The organism is Streptomyces sp. NPDC048424 (genome assembly GCF_040651555.1).
GTDB lineage: Bacteria > Actinomycetota > Actinomycetes > Streptomycetales > Streptomycetaceae > Streptomyces.
Genome location: NZ_JBEZKE010000028.1, coordinates 62097 through 78672 on the forward strand (window position 1 = coordinate 62097; position 16576 = coordinate 78672).

At 74.7% G+C, this 16576-nt stretch carries 13 protein-coding genes; 6 read left to right on the top strand and 7 right to left on the bottom strand.

Annotation, left to right across the window (positions count from 1 at the left end):
- Positions 1–2067: a DUF4139 domain-containing protein gene (locus AB0D29_RS30215; protein ID WP_362858572.1), complete on the bottom strand. Its 2067-nt coding sequence runs from the start codon at positions 2065–2067 to the stop codon at positions 1–3.
- A 211-nt stretch (positions 2068–2278) separates the two neighbouring features.
- Positions 2279–2929 (bottom strand): TetR/AcrR family transcriptional regulator C-terminal domain-containing protein, encoded by a 651-nt coding sequence (locus AB0D29_RS30220; RefSeq protein ID WP_362858574.1) that lies wholly within the window; start codon positions 2927–2929, stop codon positions 2279–2281.
- A 69-nt stretch (positions 2930–2998) separates the two neighbouring features.
- On the opposite strand from AB0D29_RS30220, the gene AB0D29_RS30225 reads away from it, so the two are divergent.
- Positions 2999–4468 (top strand): FAD-dependent oxidoreductase, encoded by a 1470-nt coding sequence (locus AB0D29_RS30225; RefSeq protein WP_362858575.1) that lies wholly within the window; start codon positions 2999–3001, stop codon positions 4466–4468.
- A gap of 56 nt (positions 4469–4524) precedes the next feature.
- Here AB0D29_RS30225 and AB0D29_RS30230 read toward each other — a convergent pair whose 3' ends face one another.
- On the bottom strand, positions 4525–4734 hold the full coding sequence (locus AB0D29_RS30230; protein ID WP_362858576.1) for a hypothetical protein: 210 nt from the start codon (positions 4732–4734) through the stop codon (positions 4525–4527).
- A 286-nt stretch (positions 4735–5020) separates the two neighbouring features.
- Here AB0D29_RS30230 and AB0D29_RS30235 point away from each other — a divergent pair, with 286 nt between their 5' ends.
- On the top strand, positions 5021–6220 hold the full coding sequence (locus tag AB0D29_RS30235) for a S8 family serine peptidase (protein WP_362858578.1): 1200 nt from the start codon (positions 5021–5023) through the stop codon (positions 6218–6220).
- A gap of 82 nt (positions 6221–6302) precedes the next feature.
- Here the strand turns inward: AB0D29_RS30235 and AB0D29_RS30240 are convergent, their stop codons facing one another.
- The 3 genes from AB0D29_RS30240 to AB0D29_RS30250 form a co-directional block, all read right to left on the bottom strand.
- Positions 6303–7379 (bottom strand): PI-PLC domain-containing protein, encoded by a 1077-nt coding sequence (locus tag AB0D29_RS30240; RefSeq protein WP_362858580.1) that lies wholly within the window; start codon positions 7377–7379, stop codon positions 6303–6305.
- A gap of 116 nt (positions 7380–7495) precedes the next feature.
- Positions 7496–8194, bottom strand: coding sequence for a sigma-70 family RNA polymerase sigma factor (locus tag AB0D29_RS30245; protein ID WP_362858581.1), 699 nt, complete (start codon positions 8192–8194; stop codon positions 7496–7498).
- 150 nt (positions 8195–8344) lie between these two features.
- Entirely contained in the window at positions 8345–9100 is a 756-nt protein-coding gene (locus AB0D29_RS30250; RefSeq protein ID WP_362858582.1) for a hypothetical protein, read from the bottom strand.
- A 245-nt stretch (positions 9101–9345) separates the two neighbouring features.
- Between AB0D29_RS30250 and AB0D29_RS30255 the strand changes: the two genes are divergently transcribed.
- Positions 9346–10548, top strand: a complete 1203-nt coding sequence (locus AB0D29_RS30255; protein WP_362858583.1) for an MFS transporter — start codon at positions 9346–9348, stop codon at positions 10546–10548.
- A 56-nt stretch (positions 10549–10604) separates the two neighbouring features.
- Entirely contained in the window at positions 10605–11645 is a 1041-nt protein-coding gene (locus AB0D29_RS30260; protein ID WP_362858585.1) for a sugar ABC transporter permease, read from the top strand.
- Positions 11646–11651: 6 nt separating this feature from the next.
- Here the strand turns inward: AB0D29_RS30260 and AB0D29_RS30265 are convergent, their stop codons facing one another.
- Positions 11652–12848 (bottom strand): acyl-CoA dehydrogenase family protein, encoded by a 1197-nt coding sequence (locus AB0D29_RS30265; RefSeq protein ID WP_362858586.1) that lies wholly within the window; start codon positions 12846–12848, stop codon positions 11652–11654.
- Positions 12849–12991: 143 nt separating this feature from the next.
- Here AB0D29_RS30265 and AB0D29_RS30270 point away from each other — a divergent pair, with 143 nt between their 5' ends.
- Complete coding sequence (locus tag AB0D29_RS30270) at positions 12992–14788, top strand: CoA transferase (protein ID WP_362858587.1); 1797 nt, start codon at positions 12992–12994, stop codon at positions 14786–14788.
- On the top strand, positions 14785–16473 hold the full coding sequence (locus AB0D29_RS30275; protein WP_362858589.1) for a class I adenylate-forming enzyme family protein: 1689 nt from the start codon (positions 14785–14787) through the stop codon (positions 16471–16473). Before AB0D29_RS30270 ends, AB0D29_RS30275 begins: the two co-directional genes overlap by 4 nt.
- Positions 16474–16576 lie beyond the last annotated feature (103 nt).

The following is a 16576-nucleotide window of genomic DNA, read 5'->3' on the forward strand; positions in this document are numbered from 1 at the left end:
TCAGCTCCTGCGGTTGCCGCCGGCCAGGGCCTTGCCGGTCGGGATGCGGATCTCGTAGCCGCCGTCGAGGGCGGTGGTGGCGCCTGCGGGCAGGTCCAGCCGCCAGACGCGGGTGCCCGGGGCGTGGTGTTCGGGCCCCGTGCCCTCCTCGGGCACCGTCCAGTCGGCCCGTTCCTCGATGCGGACGTCCGGATCGGAGGTGACCGGAACCCGCTCGCGGACTTCGACGGTGACGGGCCTCGCCAGCCCGTTGGCCAGCTCCACGTGCACGCGGTGGTCGAGCACGGTGGTGTTGTTGCGCAGGCCCGAGGTCGACTCGCGCAGGTTCGTACGGCGGGTGACCCGGATGCCCTCGGCGGACCCGAGCCCGACCCGGCGGACCCCGCCGGGGGCGAGCGTGGGCAGCGCGGCGGTCAGCAGGAACTCGTCGTCGACGACGACCTCCACCGGGCCGGCCAGCAGCGCCTGGTCGGTGGCGTTGGAGAGGACCAGCGTGGCGTACACGGTCTGCTCCACGGACGGCACGCAGAGGTACTCGGTGCGCAGGCCGACCGGGACCTCGGCGACGGTGACGGTGTGCCAGGTGCCGTCCGACGGGACGTCGGCGCGCGCGGTGGCGTCGAAGCGGTGGTCGAAGGACCCCGCCGACTCGCGGGGCCGCACGGCCCGTCCGGGCAGCGGCAGCGAGGCCACCGACTCGGCGCGGCGCCGGCACTCGGCCGCCACCGGGTCGACGGGCGAGCCGGGGAAGAGCCGGCCCCGGCGGCCCCCCTGCTCGTCGGGGCCGCACAGGACGAGGGCGGAGTAGTCGAGTTCGGCGCCGCTCGGCTGCGGCGGACCGGCCACCGGCTCCGGAGGGGGCGGCGGCGGGGCCCCGCCCGGAGCCGCGGGAGCCGGGGGCGCCATGGCGGCGGGGGGCATCGCGGCGGGGGCTCCCGCGAAGGACCGGGCGGCGGAACGCGACCGGGAACCCGGCCGCGGGGCGGCGGGCTGCGCGGGCGGCGGCAGCGCGAAGTCGGGCATCGCGCCGCCGTAGCCCTGCGGTGCGGGTGGCGGCGGAGGCGGTGGCGGAACGGCGCCGTACCCGGAGCCGCCCACGAACGTCTCGGACGTCACGGAAGTCACCGACGGCACCGAAGTCACGTAGGCCGCGGCAGCCCCGACGGAGGCGGGGGCGGGGGTCGGGACGGGGCGCGGGCCGGCCGCCTCGTACCCGGCGAACAGGCCGGAGAGCCCCGCGGGAGGCTCGCGCCAGCCGGAGGGCGCGGGGGCGGGCTGACGGCGTCCGATCCGGACCGAGCGGAGCTTCGGCAGGTCGGTGCGGCGCCGGAGATCGGCGGTGGCCAGGGCGATGCGCACCCCGGTCCAGTCCTCGCCGGTCCGCTGGGCGACCGAGGCGCGCAGCACCAGGTGCCCGCTGTCGTCGCCCTGCCGGTGGGTGAGCCGGTAGGCCGGCACCCAGATGGCGCCCGGAACCCCGTACTCCAGCTCCAGTTCCACCTCGTCCTCACCGGCGCCCACGAGGGTCAACGCCGCGCAGACCGTGGTCTCCACGTGCGAGGAGGGCGCGTCGGTGGAGGCACGGGCGAACCGGTCGGCGGCGACGGAGAACGCGTGGTCGGCGATGCGCAGCTCCTCCTCCAGCTCCACGAGGCGGGCGTGCAGTGTCGCCAGCCGCTCGTCGACGAAGTCGGCCAGTTCCAGCCACGCGTCGACGGGGGTGCGGCGGTGCGGGTCGTCGCGCTTGCGGGGAGGCGGCACCGGGTGGAGGGTCCGGACCTCCTCGATCAGGCTGAGCTGCCGGTTCCGGCGTCCCTGCGCCGCCGCGTACGCGTCGCCCAGCCGCTCGGCCTCGCGCCGCAGGGCGTCGGGCGTGCCCGCGCCGAGCGGTTCGGCCTCGACCTCCACCCGGGCCTCGGTGACGCGCACCCCGGGAGCGCCGAGGACACGGGCCCGCAGCGAGCCCGGGTCCAGCGAGCGGGGCAGCCCCGGCACCCGTACCCGGCCGTCGGGGGGCACGCTGCCCCGGGCCAGGCGGCGGCAGAGGGCGCCCTGCGCGTACACCACGACCGAATCGAGGGTCGTCGCCCCCCAGACTCCTGCCGTCCCTGCCGTCCCTGCCGTCCCTGCCGTCCCTGCCGTCCCTGCCGGGTCTGCCGTTTCCGTCGTCATGTGCTCCGCCCCCGCCGTGCCGATGGGCGAAGCCTACGCCCGGGCCCGTGCGGGCGTGGTGCCGTGGTGATCTGCGCGCGGGCACGCGGTCGGCCGTGACGACGACTCAGGCGATGCCGTAGCGCGCCTCGATGCCCGCGATGAGCAGGCGCATGCCCTCCTCGAACCCCGTGGCGAAGTCCTGGAAGAGTTCGGCTCCCGCGGCTGCCGCCAAGGGGAACTCCGCCATGCGCGCGGCGCGTTCGTCGACGTCGAAGCCGTCGCGGCGGTCACCGGGGAGGGGTTCGACCCCTTGTTCCTCGGTGACGAAGCCGAGCGTGAAGTAGTAGGCCGTGGTGAGGGCCCGTACGGCCTGGGTGGGCTCGAAGCCGGCCGTGACGAAGGCGCGGAGGTTCTCCTCCAGCTGGACCGCGTGCTCGGTGCCGGTGAAGCGGGAGCCGCTGTAGACCTTGGCGCCGTCGCGGTATCCGAGCAGGGCGGCCCGCAGTCCCGCGTTGAAGACCATCAGCTGTTCCTGCCAGGTGGCGCCGGAGGGGATCCGCTGCCCGGCGACCATCCGGCGGTACATCTCGGTGGCCATTTCGTCGAGGAGTTCCTGCTTGTTCTTGAAGTGCCAGTAGAGGGCCGGCGCCTGGACGTCCAGCTCCTTGGCGATCGCGCGCAGGGTCAGTCCGTCGAGGCCGACCTCGTTCAACAGCCGCAGCGCGGTGTCGACGGCCTGCTTCTTGTCCAGCTTGGGGGGTTTCCGGGTTGCCACGCTTGACAGCTTAACACCGTTAAATGCATGCTGGTGATCGCAGCACTTAACAACGTTAAGGAGAATGCCGTGAACACGCACACCCATGCCCACGCACCCGTCCACGCCCTGCACACCGACGTGCTCATCGTCGGAGCCGGCCCCACCGGGCTCGCGCTGGCCATCGACCTCGCCCGGCGCGGCATCGACGCCGTCGTCGTCGAGCGGGCCGCTTCCCTCTTCCCGGGATCGCGCGGCAAGGGGTTGCAGCCCCGCACCCTGGAGGTGCTCGACGACCTCGGCGTGCACGACGCGGTCCGGGCGGCCGGGGCCTCGTACCCGGTCGGCGTGATCTGGCAGGACGGCGTCCGCACCGGCGAACACCGGATGTTCGACGCGGCCGTGCCGGCCGAGGGCGCCCCGTACGCCGAGCCCTGGATGGTGCCGCAGTGGCGGACGCAGGAGATCCTCGCCGCGCGGCTCGCGGAGCTGGGCGGGGAGATCGCCTTCGGCCGGGAGCTGGCCGGCATCGAGCAGGACCCGGAGGGAGTGACGGCCACCTTCGTCTCCGGGCCGCCCGTCCGGGCGCGGTACGCCGTGGCCGCGGACGGCGGCCGGTCCACCGTGCGGCGGGCGCTGGGCATCGGCATGACCGGCGAGACCGTGGACCCGAGCCCGATGCTGGTCGCGGACGTCCGCATCGAGGGCCTCGACCGCGACCACATGCACGTCTTCCCGCCGACCGAGGGCGGGGGCTACCTCGCCATCTGGCCCCTGGCCGCGACCGAGGAGTTCCAGGTGGTGGCGGGGTTCCCGGAGGGCACCGAGCCGGACCTCTCGCTCGACGGGATCCGCAAGGTGATCGGCGCCCGCTCGCACCTCGCGCCCGGCGACGTGACGCAGGTGCGCTGGGCCTCGGACTTCCGGCCGCGGGCCGCGATGGCCGACCGCTTCCGCGACGGCCGGGTGTTCCTCGCCGGAGACAGCGCGCACGTGCACTCGCCCGCCGGCGGGCAGGGCCTCAACACCAGCGTCCAGGACGCGTACAACCTGGGCTGGAAGCTGGCCGCCGTGCTGAGCGGGGAGGCCCGTGCCTCGCTGCTCGACACCTACGAGGAGGAGCGGCTGCCGGTCGCCGCCGAGATGCTCGGCCTGTCCACCCGCATCCACCGCGGCGAGGCCCGGCGCGGCGAAGCCACCCGGCAGCTCGGCATCGGCTACCGGGCTTCGGCCCTCGCGGTGGAGACCCGAGACGGCCTCGCCGAGGAGGCCCTGCAGGCGGGTGACCGCGCACCGGACGGGGTGCGCGGAGGCCTCCGGCTCTTCGACGAGTTCAGGGGAACGCACTGGACGCTGCTGACGGTCGGTGCCGGTTCGGACGTACCCGGCCTGCCGGACCCGTCCGCATTCCCCGGGCTGGCGGAGGTCCGTACCGTCCGGATCCCCTCGTACGAGGCGTACGGGGACGGGGTGTTCCTCATCCGCCCCGACGGCTACGTCGGCTGGGCCGGCACGACCGCGGAGGGCCTGGCCTCGTACGCGGCCGGGATCGCAGGCTAGGCCCTTGCCCGTCCTGGGTGCCGGTGCCGGTGCCGGTGCGTCGGCTCGGGGGCGCGTCAGCGGTCGTCGCGCATGTCGTCCAGGTCCTCCTCACGCAGGTCGTGCATCACGTCACGCATCGTCGCGTCCTCGCGGCCGCGCTCGTGCGCGACCTCGTCGGGGCTGCGCGGCCGGCCGCCCGTCTTCAGCTGGTCCGGTTCCGGCGACCGCCCGCGGATCCGCTCGCCGCGGCCCGTGTCCGGCGTCTGGTGCTTGTCTGCGCCCATGACGGTTCACACTCCTCGCGGGATTTCCCGGCAACCGGCGCCTAACCCGTCAGGCCCCCGCCAAACACGCGCCCCGGCCTCCGCCGCCGAAACGATCATGTGTTCATTCCGTGAAGGGGTTCACGAGAACATGTGTGCGAGATGGAGGCGGTGCGGAGGGCCTATTAAGAAACCTTGTTGAAGAAGCCCTTACCCCTGGTTCGCCCTTGATTTGCTCCTGTCAATCGGAACAGGGTTCTCCAGAACGTTTGACGCCCCACACGTCAACACGAGGAGAACCCTCTACATGGCAACTCACAAGCGATCCAACGCCCTTCGCAACGCGGGCATAGCCGCGGGCGCAGCAACTGCGGTTGCGGCGGCCCTGTTTGCGAGCCCCCTCGCCGGGGCGGCCACACCGGCCGAAGGCACGGTGCACGGACTCGGCGCCCCGGACGCCGTGGACGGCAGCTTCGTCGTCATCCTCGACGCATCCGCGAACAAGGAGGACTTGGCGAAGAAGTACGGCGGCAAGCTGGAGCGCTCCTACGGCTCCCAGGTCAACGGATTCTCCGCGTCCGGCATGACGCCGACGGAGGCGAAGCGGCTCGCCGCGGACCCCGCCGTCGGCACGGTCGTGCAGAACAAGCGCTTCCGCATCAACGAGACCCAGGAGAAGCCCCCGTCCTGGGGCCTGGACCGGATCGACCAGGCGGCCACGGCCGGCGACCAGAAGTACACGTACCCGGACGGCGGCGGCGAGGGGGTGACGGCGTACGTCATCGACACCGGTGTCCGGATCTCGCACAAGGACTTCGGCGGCCGCGCCGCTCACGGTTTCGACGCGGTCGACAACGACGAGACCGCTGACGACGGCAACGGCCACGGCACGCACGTGGCGGGCACCATCGCCGGCACCGCCCACGGCGTCGCCAAGAAGGCCAAGGTCGTCGCGGTGCGGGTGCTCGACGACAACGGATCCGGTACGACCGAGCAGGTCGTGGCGGGCATCGACTGGGTGACGAAGAACCACTCCGGGCCGTCGGTCGCGAACATGAGCCTCGGCGGCGGCGCCGACGAGGCGCTGGACGCGGCCGTCAAGCGGGCCGTCGCCTCCGGCGTGACCTTCGCGGTGGCGGCCGGCAACGAGTCCTCCGACGCCGGTCAGGGCTCGCCCTCCCGGGTGCCCGAGGCCCTCACGGTGGCGTCGAGCACCGAGGACGACCAGCAGTCGGACTTCTCGAACTTCGGCTCGGTGGTTGACCTGTACGCGCCCGGTTCGGAGATCACGTCGGCCTGGAAGGACAGCGACACGGCCGTCAAGACGATCTCCGGGACGTCGATGGCCTCCCCGCACGTGGCGGGCGCCGCCGCCCTCTACCTGGCGGCCCACCCGTCGGCGACACCCGCCGACACGGCCGCCGCGCTGACCGGGGCCGCGACGAAGGGTGCCATCAAGAACCCGTCCTCCGGCACCGCGAACAAGCTGCTGAAGGTAGCGCCGTAACGCGGTACCGGGTTCCTGCGGGAGCGCGGTGACCGGGCGGCCCTCCACACCGTGGAGGGCCGCTTCGGCGTGCGTACGGGCATCAGGGGCGCGCGTTGAGCTCCGCGACGATCGAGGCGGGGGTGTGGCCGCTCCCGTCGGACAGCCGGTGGAAGTCGACGGAGACGTAGTTCGGATCGCGTCCCCCGGTGGCCGTCCGGCACTGCCCGGCGATGCGGTCCCGGAGTTTGGCGCCGTTGTCCAGGGCCGCCGTCATGACGGTGGGCACGTTGCGGTGGTGGCTCATGGTGAACAGCCGCCGGAATCCCGGCTCCTGACGGTCCAGTGGCAGGTCGGACCAGCGGCTGACGCAGCTGAGGTCGTTGCCCAGGTCGCCGAGGCTCCAGTAGTTGCTCACCGTCCAGGACTTGTCGTACATGACGCCCAGGTGCTCGCGGTCGGAGCGGTCGGAGAAGATCAGCAGCCGCTTGCCGGCGGTGACGAGGTCGGCCACCTTCGGCCAGCCGTGCCCGCGCACGTCCCACGCGTCGGGCCGGAACACCATCTCGGGCAGCCCCCTGACCCTGCCGAGGGACTGCGCCAGCTGCTCGGCGCTGACGTAGTCCTCGAGGAAGACGGTCACGACCTCCTGCGGATGGGCGGCGAGGAAGTCCACCACGGTCTGCATCGTGCCGTGGAAGGACTGCCGGGGGAGCGCGTACGTGGCCCCGGCGAAGGTCTTGCAGTCGCCGTGGCACAGGTAGACGTCGCTGGGGTAGCAGTCGCTGCCGAAGCTGATGACGCACAGCCAGGTGCTGCGCTCGTACCAGTGCGTGTCCAGGCTCAGGCCGCGGACGCCGTTGTCGAGCTGGGCGCGCACCGACTCGGCCTGGTTCACCGAACTCCACCGGGAGTCCTCGTAGTTGGTGAAGGCGTTGTGGGTGGTCAGGAAGGCGGCCTCGTCCAGGCGCCGGTCTCCCCAGCGGGCGGCCGCGGCATCGGCCGCACTCGTGCCCGCCGGGGCGGCGACGGGGGAGGGGGTGCGGGCCGGGGTCGAGGCGGCCGCGGCGGTCGCCGTGCCGAGCAGGGCCAGCAGCAGGAGGCCGACGAAGGCGCGGCGGCCGGAACGCCTCCGGCGGGGCCCGCGCACCCGGAGTCTTAACATGCTCATGTCAATCATGGGGCGGAGGGTAGCGCGCCGGCCCCCGATTGCGGAGTCCCCGTACGCACACGGCCCCGCGCGGGGCCACGGGAGGGCGGCGCTCACGCCATGCCCTCCCGTGCGCCCCGGCCGGATCAGGCGGGTGACGTGGTCAGCGCACCCTTGCGCACGGCCGGTGTGACGAACCGCGGTTCCCGGTCCGGCAGCGGGTGCTCCCGTACGGGCGGCGCGGACGCGGCGGTGCCCGTCAGCAGTTCGATCAGGGAAGTACGGGCACGGGCGACGCGGGAGCGGACGGTGCCGATGGGACAGCCGATGGCCTCGGCCGCGTCGGCGTAGGGCAGGCCCAGGAGCTGGGTGAGGACGAAGGCCTCCCGGCGTTCGGACGGGATCGTGGCCAGGAGTTCGGCCAGCGCGACGCCCTCGTCGAAGCCCGGCACGTCGTGCGGCTGGGTCTGCTCGGCGGCGGTCTGCCAGTCGTACCGGTCCGAGAGCCTGGGCCGGGCCGCGGCGTGGCGGAGGCTGTCGACGACGGTGCGGCGGGCGATGGACAGCAGCCAGGTTCGTGCCGAGGACCGGCCCTCGAAGCGGGGAAGGGCGGCGAGGGCCCGCAGGAACACGTCCTGGGTGAGGTCGTCGGCTGCCTGGGTGTCGGCGCTGAGGTAGGCGACGTAGCGCCAGACGTCCCGGTGCAGTGCGCGGACGAAGCGGTCGGCCTTCGCGGGGTCGCCGTCGCGGGCGTCCAGGGCCAGTCGGGTCACCGCCGCGTCGGCGGTGTGCCGGTCCGGCTGCTCGACGGCGGGACGGTTCTGGGTGGGCAGGGCAGGAGTCATCGCCACAGGTCCTTCGGGGAAGGGGAGGCCGGCGCCGCGCGGGGGCGGGGCCGGTGAAGGGTGTACGGCCTGCCGGAGGGCAGGGCCGAGGCCCGAGGCGCGGAGGGCGGGCGCGAACGCGGTGCCGACGCGTGCTCGGGGAGCCGGCTGTCAGACGACAGCGGCTCCCGTCGGGGGACCCCGTGAGGTGATGGCGTGGGAGAGGAGGAGCCGGCGCAGTGCGTGGCGCCGGCGGGCGCGGCGTACGAGGACGCGCGGCGGGTGCGGTGTCGCGGCCGGCCGGAGGAGCAGGCGCAGCGGAGTCCAGAGCCATCCGGCGACGGCGCGCAGGATGCGGAAGGCGGCGCGCTCTCCGTAGGCGAGCCACAGGCCGCACAGCACCGCGGCCACGAGGTGGGCGGCGAGCATCGCCGTCGGCGACATGCCGCCCATGTCGTGGCCCCCGCCCGGCATCGCGGTCCCCGCGGACACGGCGCCGGCCATCTCGTGCACGGCGTGATGGCCATGGGCGGTGGCATCGGAGAGCGCGGTGCCGGGGGGTGGCCGGAAGACCAGCCCGCCGACCCCGGCCTCGTTGACCACCTTCAGCGCCTCGCGCGGGGAGACGGCCGAGGTCGCCCCGTCTCCGCAGGTCAGGTACTCCGCCCACTGGCGGGCGAACGAGGTGCCGGTGGGCAGGGAGGGGTGGACCAGGGACTGGGCCAGGGAGAAGCCCGCGTGGAGCCCGGCCTGGACGGTGACGGCCGCGGTGGTGACGGCGAGCAGCCCGCGCTCGCGGCCGGCGAAGGCCCAGGCCGCTCCCGCCGTGCCGGCGAACGCGGCGGACAGGGCCCACCAGGGCACCGCCGTACCCGACATGAGGATGTGGCCGGTGGCCGCGAGCAGCACGCAGAGGGCTGCGAACATCGCAGCCCGTACGACTCGTGAACATCGGCCCGGGTTCATGGCGGGGCTCATCCTCGCACCAGCGTCCGGGACTTCGAAGAAGGCTGCGCACTTCTGGACAAGTTCTGGTGGACGACCCGGCCGTGCCTTGAGCGCCCGCGTCGTGTGAGCCGGACCACACGACGCGCAGGGAACTCAAGGCCCTTGCCGGCCGACTGACTGGCCGGTCGCAACGATGTGCGCGCAGCGTGGGGAAGGAGCCATCAGTGGCGGTGGAGGAACCCGGGACCGTGCCGGCGCGCACCGACGAGGGCACGGGAAGGTCGCTGACGGCGCTGCTCACGTCCGCCATGGCGTTCTCGATGCTCCAGCTGTTCCTCCTCGGGGCCCTGGGCCCGCGGCTGGTGGACGAACTGGGAGTCTCGCCCGCGGTCCTCGGGCTGACGACGACGCTCGGCTTCGGGACGGCGGCCCTGCTGTCTCCGGCCGGCGGCCGGATCGTGGACCTGATCGGTCCGCGTCGCTCGCTGGTCGTCCTGCTGCTGGTGTCGGCCGCGGCGCTCGCCCTGATCGGCGCCGCGCCCGGCACCGCCGCGCTGTTGGGCGCCGTCGCACTGGGCGGCGTACCGCAGGCGCTGGCCAACCCCGCCACCAACAAGGCCATCATGCGCGTCGTCCCGCCGGCCCGGCGCGGTGCGGTGACCGGACTCAAGCAGTCCGGCGTCCAGCTGGGCGCCTTCGTGGCCGGACTGCCCCTCGTGCTGCTCGCGGGCGGGATCGGCTGGCGGGGCGCGGTGTGGACGGCGGCGGGCGCGGCCCTGCTCGCCGGGGGGTGGGCGCTGCGGGCGCTGCCCGACGATCCCGCGCCGCCCCCGACCGGCCCTCGTGCCCCACTCGTTCCCCGGGGGATGGTCGCCTGGCTGGCGGCCTTCTCCCTTTTCCTCGGGGCCGGGATCGCCTCGGTCAACACGTACCTGGCCCTCTTCGGGGCGCAGCGCCTGGGGATGGGTCCGACCGCGGCCGGCGCCCTGGTCGCCGTACTGGGCGTGGCCGGGATCGCCGGCCGGATCGGCTGGTCGAAGGCGGCCCGGCCCGGGCGGGCCGAGTGGCTGCCGGGATGGCTCGCCTGCGGCGCGCTCGGGGCGGCGCTCCTCCTGGGCGCCGCGCTCGTCGCGGGCCCCTTGGTGTGGCTCGGGGCCGTCGCCGTCGGTGTGTTCGCCGTGTCCGGGAACGCCGTGTCCATGGTGCTGGTCATGCAGCGGGCCGCTCCGGGCCGGGCCGGACAGGACTCGGCGCTCGTCGCGGCCGGGTTCTTCGGCGGATTCGCCCTGGGGCCGCCCCTGTTCGGGCTGCTGGCCGGGAGCGGCCGGTACGGCCACGGGTGGCTGCTGGTCGCCGTGGAGTTCGCGGCGGCGGGAGCCGTCGCGTTCGCTTGGGCCGCGCGGGACCGGCGGAAGGCCGCCTCGTGAACGGCGCGGTGCCCACGGATTGGGCCGAAAACGCCCTCGCGGCCGTCATCGGGCGGGTGAGCGTGACCGAGGCCCAGGTCGGCGAACGCTTCCCGCTCTACGCGCAGCCCGACGACGGGCGGTGGACGAGCACGGCCCGAGGCTCCTGGACCGGAGGCTTCTGGGCGGGGCTGCTGTGGCTGCGCGCCCGCTACACCGGTACCGACGCCGACCGGCGGGCCGCCGCCTGGTGCACGGCCCGGCTCGCCCCGTGGGCGGACGCCGACACCGCCACCCGGGGACTGATCTTCTGGTACGGGACCTCGCTCGCCGGGGCCGACGGCGAAGCCGCCCGGCTGCGGGAACGGGCCGCCCGGGCCTGCCTGTCGGCCTACGACCCCGCACTCGGCCTGGTTCCCTGGGGCGAAGCACTGGGCGGGCCCCGGCTGCTGGCCCGTGTGGACGGGGTACCGGGGATGGTGCCCCTGCTGGCGGGCGCCGACGCGCGGGGGACGGCCGCCGCGGCCGCCCACCTCCACCGGCACCTCGACCTCTGCCTCGGCACGGGCGCCGAGCGGCACCCCTGGCTGTGGCCCGCCCGCCTGTTCGACGAGAGCACCGGATGGCAGCCCTGCGACGATCCCGCGCCGGGCTGGAGCCGCGGTCAGGCCTGGCTGCTCCTGGCCGTCGCCGACGCCCTCGTACGGCCCGACGTCGTGGCCGATGCCCGCGCCCGGCTCGACGAGGCGGTCGGACAGCTGCTGGCGCAGGGGGAGGTGCTGGCCGGGCGGCTGGTACCGCCGGCCGACGCCTCCCGGCCCGCCGGCCCCCTGGACACATCGGCCGCCGCGATCACCGCGGTGGCCCTGCTGAAGCTCGCACGGGTCCCGGGCCCCCGGGCGCAGGCGTGTGCGGACCGGGCCGTGGCGATCCTGAACCGCCTGGCGCAGGCCCACCTCACCGGCGCGTGCTCCGGCCGCCCGCCGGGGATGCTCCTGGACGGCTGCTACGACGCGGCGAAGGGGCTGGCGGTCCGGCACGAGCTGATCTGGGGCGACTTCTTCCTGGCGCTCGGCCTGGCCGCCCTGGACGGCCTCGTCGACATCACCCGCGTGTAGGCGGCATCACCCGCGTGGAGCGGCCCCCGCGCCGTAGTCGCGCAGGACGCGGCGGGCCACGGTGGTGATGTGGAGTTCGTCGGGGCCGTCGAGGATGCGGGCGGCGCGGCCCGTACGGAAGAGGCCGGGCAGGGGGGTGTCCGGACCGAGCCCGGCGGCGCCGTGGACCTGGATGGCCGAGTCCGTGACCTGCTGGAGCATCCGCGCGGCGGCGACCTTGGCGAGTCCGACCTCCGTACGGGCGTCCTGCCCGGACGCGATCAGGTCCACCGCCTCGTGGACGAGCAGCCGGGTGGTGCGCAGCGCGAGCAGGGCGTCGAAAACGTGCTGCTGGACCAGCTGTTGGTCGGCGAGGGGGCCACGGGAGCCGCTGCGGGTGGCGGCCCGTTCACACATGAGGTCGAAGGCGCGCCGGGCCTGGCCCAGCCAGCGCAGGCAACGCAGCGTACGGCCGAGCAGCAGCCGCTCACCCGCGATGGCGAGGGCGTCGCCGGGCTCGCCGAGGAGGTGGTCGGCGGGCACCCGGACCCGGTCGAGTGCGATCTCGTACTGGCCCGCCCCACCGAGCACGGGGAGTTCGCGGACCACCCGGAAGCCGGGGGAGGAGGTCGGCACCAGGAGCAGGGAGAGCCCCGCGCGGTCGCCGGCGGTTCCGCCGGTGCGGGCCATGACGGTCACCAGGTCGGCGCCCGCGGCGCCGGAGGTGAACCACTTGCGGCCGGTCACGCGCCAGCTGCCGTCCGCCAGGCGTTCGGCGCAGGTGGCGGTCGAGAACGGGTCGGTGCCGGGCACGTCCGGCTCCGTCATCGCGTAGCAGGTGCGCATCTCCCCGGCGACCAGCCGTTCCAGGTACTCCGCGCGGACCCGGGGCGTGCCGTGACGGGCCAGCATGGTGACGTCGAGCAGGGGAGCGGAGCCGAGCGCGGCGGGGCCGTGGTCACTGGCGCCCTCGTCCTCGGCCAGTGCGGCGTACGCGGCGAAGGACAGGCCGCCGCCGCCCAGTTCGGCCGGGAGCGGGAGCGCCCAGAGCCCCTCCTCGCGGGCTTGGCGCCCCAACTCGGCGAGTGCCGCGGCCGCCGCCGGGCCGCCGGCGTCCAGCACGTCCTCCTGAGGGATCACCCGGCCGCGGACGAAAGCGGCGATCCGGTCTCTCAACTCGGCTCCCTGGAAAGCATGTTGGGTGGCCGTGTCTGGATCCGTCACTGTTTTCCTCCTCATTCCCGGGAACTCGTGGGAACGGTTGTCCGACTGTCTGTCCGTGGAACTGGTCGGGCGCGGACGCCCCCCGGTTCCCGCGTATCGCACGAACCGGGCGACGGCCACCGCCGCGCCGGGAGAGGAGAGGCATGGCGTCACCAGCCACCACGCAGACGGTCCGGCCGCTCGACACACTGCGCTTCGACACCTCGGGGCCCCCGCAGATCACAGGTGTGGTCGCCGACCACCTGCGCATGCTCGGCGCGAGCGGGGATCATCCCGGCCAGGAGGCTCCGCCGGACCGCATCAGGCTCACCGGCGGCGGCTTCGCACCGGCCCACGCGGTCGCCGCGTGGGCGGGCCCCGCGAGCGGGCTCGTCGACGAGGCGACCGTGCAGGCAGCCACCGGCATCATGGCCGTGCACGGCCGCCGGGACGGCTCCCCGCGGGGACTCGCCGCCGACTACGCGGCCACGGCCACCGCCGTCCTGACCGTGCAGGGGCTGCTCGCCGGCCTCATAGGCCAGGCACGCGGAGGGGCCGCCACCCAGGTCGCCACCCGCGCGGACCGGGCGGGCCTGCTGACGGTGTCCCAGTACCTCGCCGCCGCCGGAGCCGACGAGGGCGAAGCCGCCGAACTCGCCGCCGGCGGGCCACCCTTCCGCTCCGCCGAGGGCGTCCTCTTCGAACTGGAGACCCTCGACCCGGGTGCCTGGGCCGCCTTCTGGCGGGCGCTGGAGGCGCCCGCCGACGCGATGCGGGCGGGCTGGCGGCCCTTCCAGTTCCGGTACGCCACCGCCTGCGCGCCCTTCCCGGGAGCCCTCCACGAGATCACCCGGGCCACCCCCATGACGGGCATCCGGCGGGCCGCCGCCCTCTCCGGAGCCGAGGTGTGCGTCCTGCGCACGCTCGGGGAAAGGGCGCTGGAGGACGACGGCAGGGCCCCGTGGGAGCTCCGGCTCCTCGGGCCGGAAGCCGGCCGTCCGGGAACGGCGGCCAGGCACGGAGACGGACACCGGCCTTCCGCGGCCCGGCCGCTCGCCGGACTGACCGTGCTGGAGGCCGGCCGGCGCATCCAGGCCCCCCTCGCCGCACACCTGTTGGGCCTGCTGGGCGCCGACGTGATCCGGATCGAGCCGCCGGGCGGCGACCCGCTGCGCGGTATGCCGCCCGCCTGCTCCGGGATCTCCGCACGCTGGCTCGCCCTCAACCGGGGCAAGCGGGCCGTGGAGATCGACATCAAGGCCGACGCGGACCGGCGCACGTTGCGCGAGATGGCCGCGGAGGCCGACGTCTTCCTGCACAACTGGGCCCCGGGCAAGGCCGCCGAACTCGGCCTGGACCACGACGACCTGGCGGCGGTGAACCCCGCACTCGTCTACGCGTACACCAGCGGCTGGGCCGACCGGCTCGACGACGCCCCCATGGGCACCGACTTCATGGTCCAGGCCCGCACCGCGGTCGGCGAGGCCGTCCGCCCCCAGGACGAGGCCCCCGCCCCCTCACTGATGACCCTGCTCGACGTCCTCGGCGGACTGCACGGCACCGAGGCGGTCCTCGCCGGACTCCTCCTGCGCGAACGCACCGGCCACGGCGTCCGCGTGGACTCCTCGCTGCTCGGCGCCGCCGACACCCTGACCGCCCCCGCCCTGCGACGCGCGACACGCGGCGAGAACCCCCGCCGGCCGGCCGGATTCCGGCGCCCCCTGCCCACCGCCGACGGCTGGATCGCCCCGACCGACGCGGCCGCCCCCGCCGCGGCGGCGTACGACCTGCGCGAACTCCCCACCGCGGACGCCCTCAGGCAGCTGCGGGAACACGGCCTGACGGCCACCGCCGTCACCACCGAACTGGCCGACCTGCACCACGACCAGCGCTTCACCGGCTCGATCAGTCGCGACGCGCACGGCGCCCCTGCCGTTCCCGACCCCTGGAGCTTCACATGACCGCCAACAGGCTCGCCCTGCACGACCTGCTGCCCGCCGACCTCCGCCGCTCCTGGGTGATCGACGGCACCTGCCCCGACCTCGACCTCTACAGCCTGTTCCGGGCCCGGCAGATCGCCGACCTGCACGCCACCGCCGTCATCGACGCCAAGGGCCCCCTCTGTTACACCGCGCTCGACCGCAAAGTGCGATGTCTGGCCGGCGGCCTACGGGACCTCGGCATACGTCCCGGCGACGTGGTGGCCGTCCAGCTCCCGAACAACCGGAACGCCGTCATCGCCGACCTGGCCCTGGCCGCCCTCGGCGCGGTGGCCCTGCCCTTCCCCGTGGGCCGGGGCAGCCTGGAAGCGGAATGCCTGCTGCGCCGCGCCGAAGCCGTCGCCGTCATCGCCGCGACCGAGCACCGCGGCAGCCGCCACGCCGCCGACCTGCACACCCTGGCACCGGCCCTGCCCGCGCTGCGGCACGTGATCGCCGCCGGACCCGGGCCGGCCCCCGAGGGAACGGTTCCCTTCTCCGCCCTGCTGCGCTCCGACGCGAGCGCCTTCGTACCGGCCCGGCCCGACCCGGACAGCGCGGCCCGCATCCTGGTCTCCTCCGGTTCCGAGGCCGAGCCGAAGATGATCGCGTACTCGCACAACGCCCTCGCGGGCGGTCGCGGCAACTTCCTCGCCTCGCTGATGCCCGACGGGACCGCGCCGCGCTGCCTGTTCCTGGTGCCGCTCGGCTCCGCCTTCGGCTCCAACGGGACGGCCGTCACCCTGGCCCGGCACGGCGGCACGCTCGTCCTCCTCGACCACTTCACCCCGGAAGCGGCCCTCGCTGCGGTCCGCGAGCACGCGCCCACGCACATCCTCGGCGTACCGACCATGGTGCGGATGATGCTGGACCGGCTCGAAGGCGACGCCGCCCCGCTGCCCGCCCCCACCGCCCTCGTCCTGGGCGGGTCCGCGCTCGACGAGCGCACGGCCAAGGACGCCGCCCGCGCCTTCGGCTGCCCGGTCGTCAACCTCTACGGCTCGGCCGACGGCGTCAACTGCCACACCGGCCTGGACAACGAGATCCCGCCCGCGGACGGCCAGGGAGTCGTGGCCGGGCGCCCCGACCCCCGGGTCGCCGACATCCGCATCGCCGACACCGAGACGCACGAGCCGCTGCCGGACGGCCGGGTCGGGGAGATCATCGCGCGCGGCCCGATGACCCCGCTGTGCTACGTCGCCTCCCCGGACCTCGACGCCCTCTACCGCACCCCCGACGGCTGGGTCCGCACCGGAGACCTCGGCTTCCTCGACGAGGCCGGCACCCTCCACATCGTCGGACGGCTCAAGGACATCGTCATCCGGGGCGGAGCCAACATCAGCCCCGCCGAGGTCGAACGCCAGCTGTCCTCCCACCCGTTGGTGCGCGACGTGGTGTGCGTGGGCGTTCCGGACGCGGTGATGGGGGAGAGGCTGGCGGCCTGCGTCGTACCCCGCACGGGGCGGGCGCCGTCCCTGGACGAGCTCGGCGCGCACCTCGCGGAGCGCGGGCTCGAACCGCGCAAGTTCCCCGAGCGGCTCCTGATCGTCGCCGAACTCCCGCTGACCCCGGCGGGCAAGCCGGACCGGGCCGCCCTGCGCGCGTGCCTGACCGAGGTCCGGCCGCTGCCGCAGACCGCAAGCGCCCCGCTCGCCCAGGCGGGATGAGGGATCGGGGCCCGGCGGCGGCTCGCCGCCGGGCCCCGGACACCGCGTACCGCACGACGGGAGGGCACGCGTTCCACGCGTGCCCTCCCGTGTGTCGCGCCTT

What these genes read in the sequence shown, in the direction of transcription:
- AB0D29_RS30240 (WP_362858580.1), bottom strand. Translation starts at nt 7,379, where the DNA reads ATGATTGACATGAGCATGTTAAGACTCCGGGTGCGCGGGCCCCGCCGG.
- AB0D29_RS30230 (WP_362858576.1), bottom strand. Translation starts at nt 4,734, where the DNA reads ATGGGCGCAGACAAGCACCAGACGCCGGACACGGGCCGCGGCGAGCGG.
- AB0D29_RS30235 (WP_362858578.1), top strand. Translation starts at nt 5,021, where the DNA reads ATGGCAACTCACAAGCGATCCAACGCCCTTCGCAACGCGGGCATAGCC.
- AB0D29_RS30250 (WP_362858582.1), bottom strand. Translation starts at nt 9,100, where the DNA reads ATGTTCGCAGCCCTCTGCGTGCTGCTCGCGGCCACCGGCCACATCCTC.
- AB0D29_RS30275 (WP_362858589.1), top strand. Translation starts at nt 14,785, where the DNA reads ATGACCGCCAACAGGCTCGCCCTGCACGACCTGCTGCCCGCCGACCTC.
- AB0D29_RS30270 (WP_362858587.1), top strand. Translation starts at nt 12,992, where the DNA reads ATGGCGTCACCAGCCACCACGCAGACGGTCCGGCCGCTCGACACACTG.
- AB0D29_RS30245 (WP_362858581.1), bottom strand. Translation starts at nt 8,194, where the DNA reads ATGACTCCTGCCCTGCCCACCCAGAACCGTCCCGCCGTCGAGCAGCCG.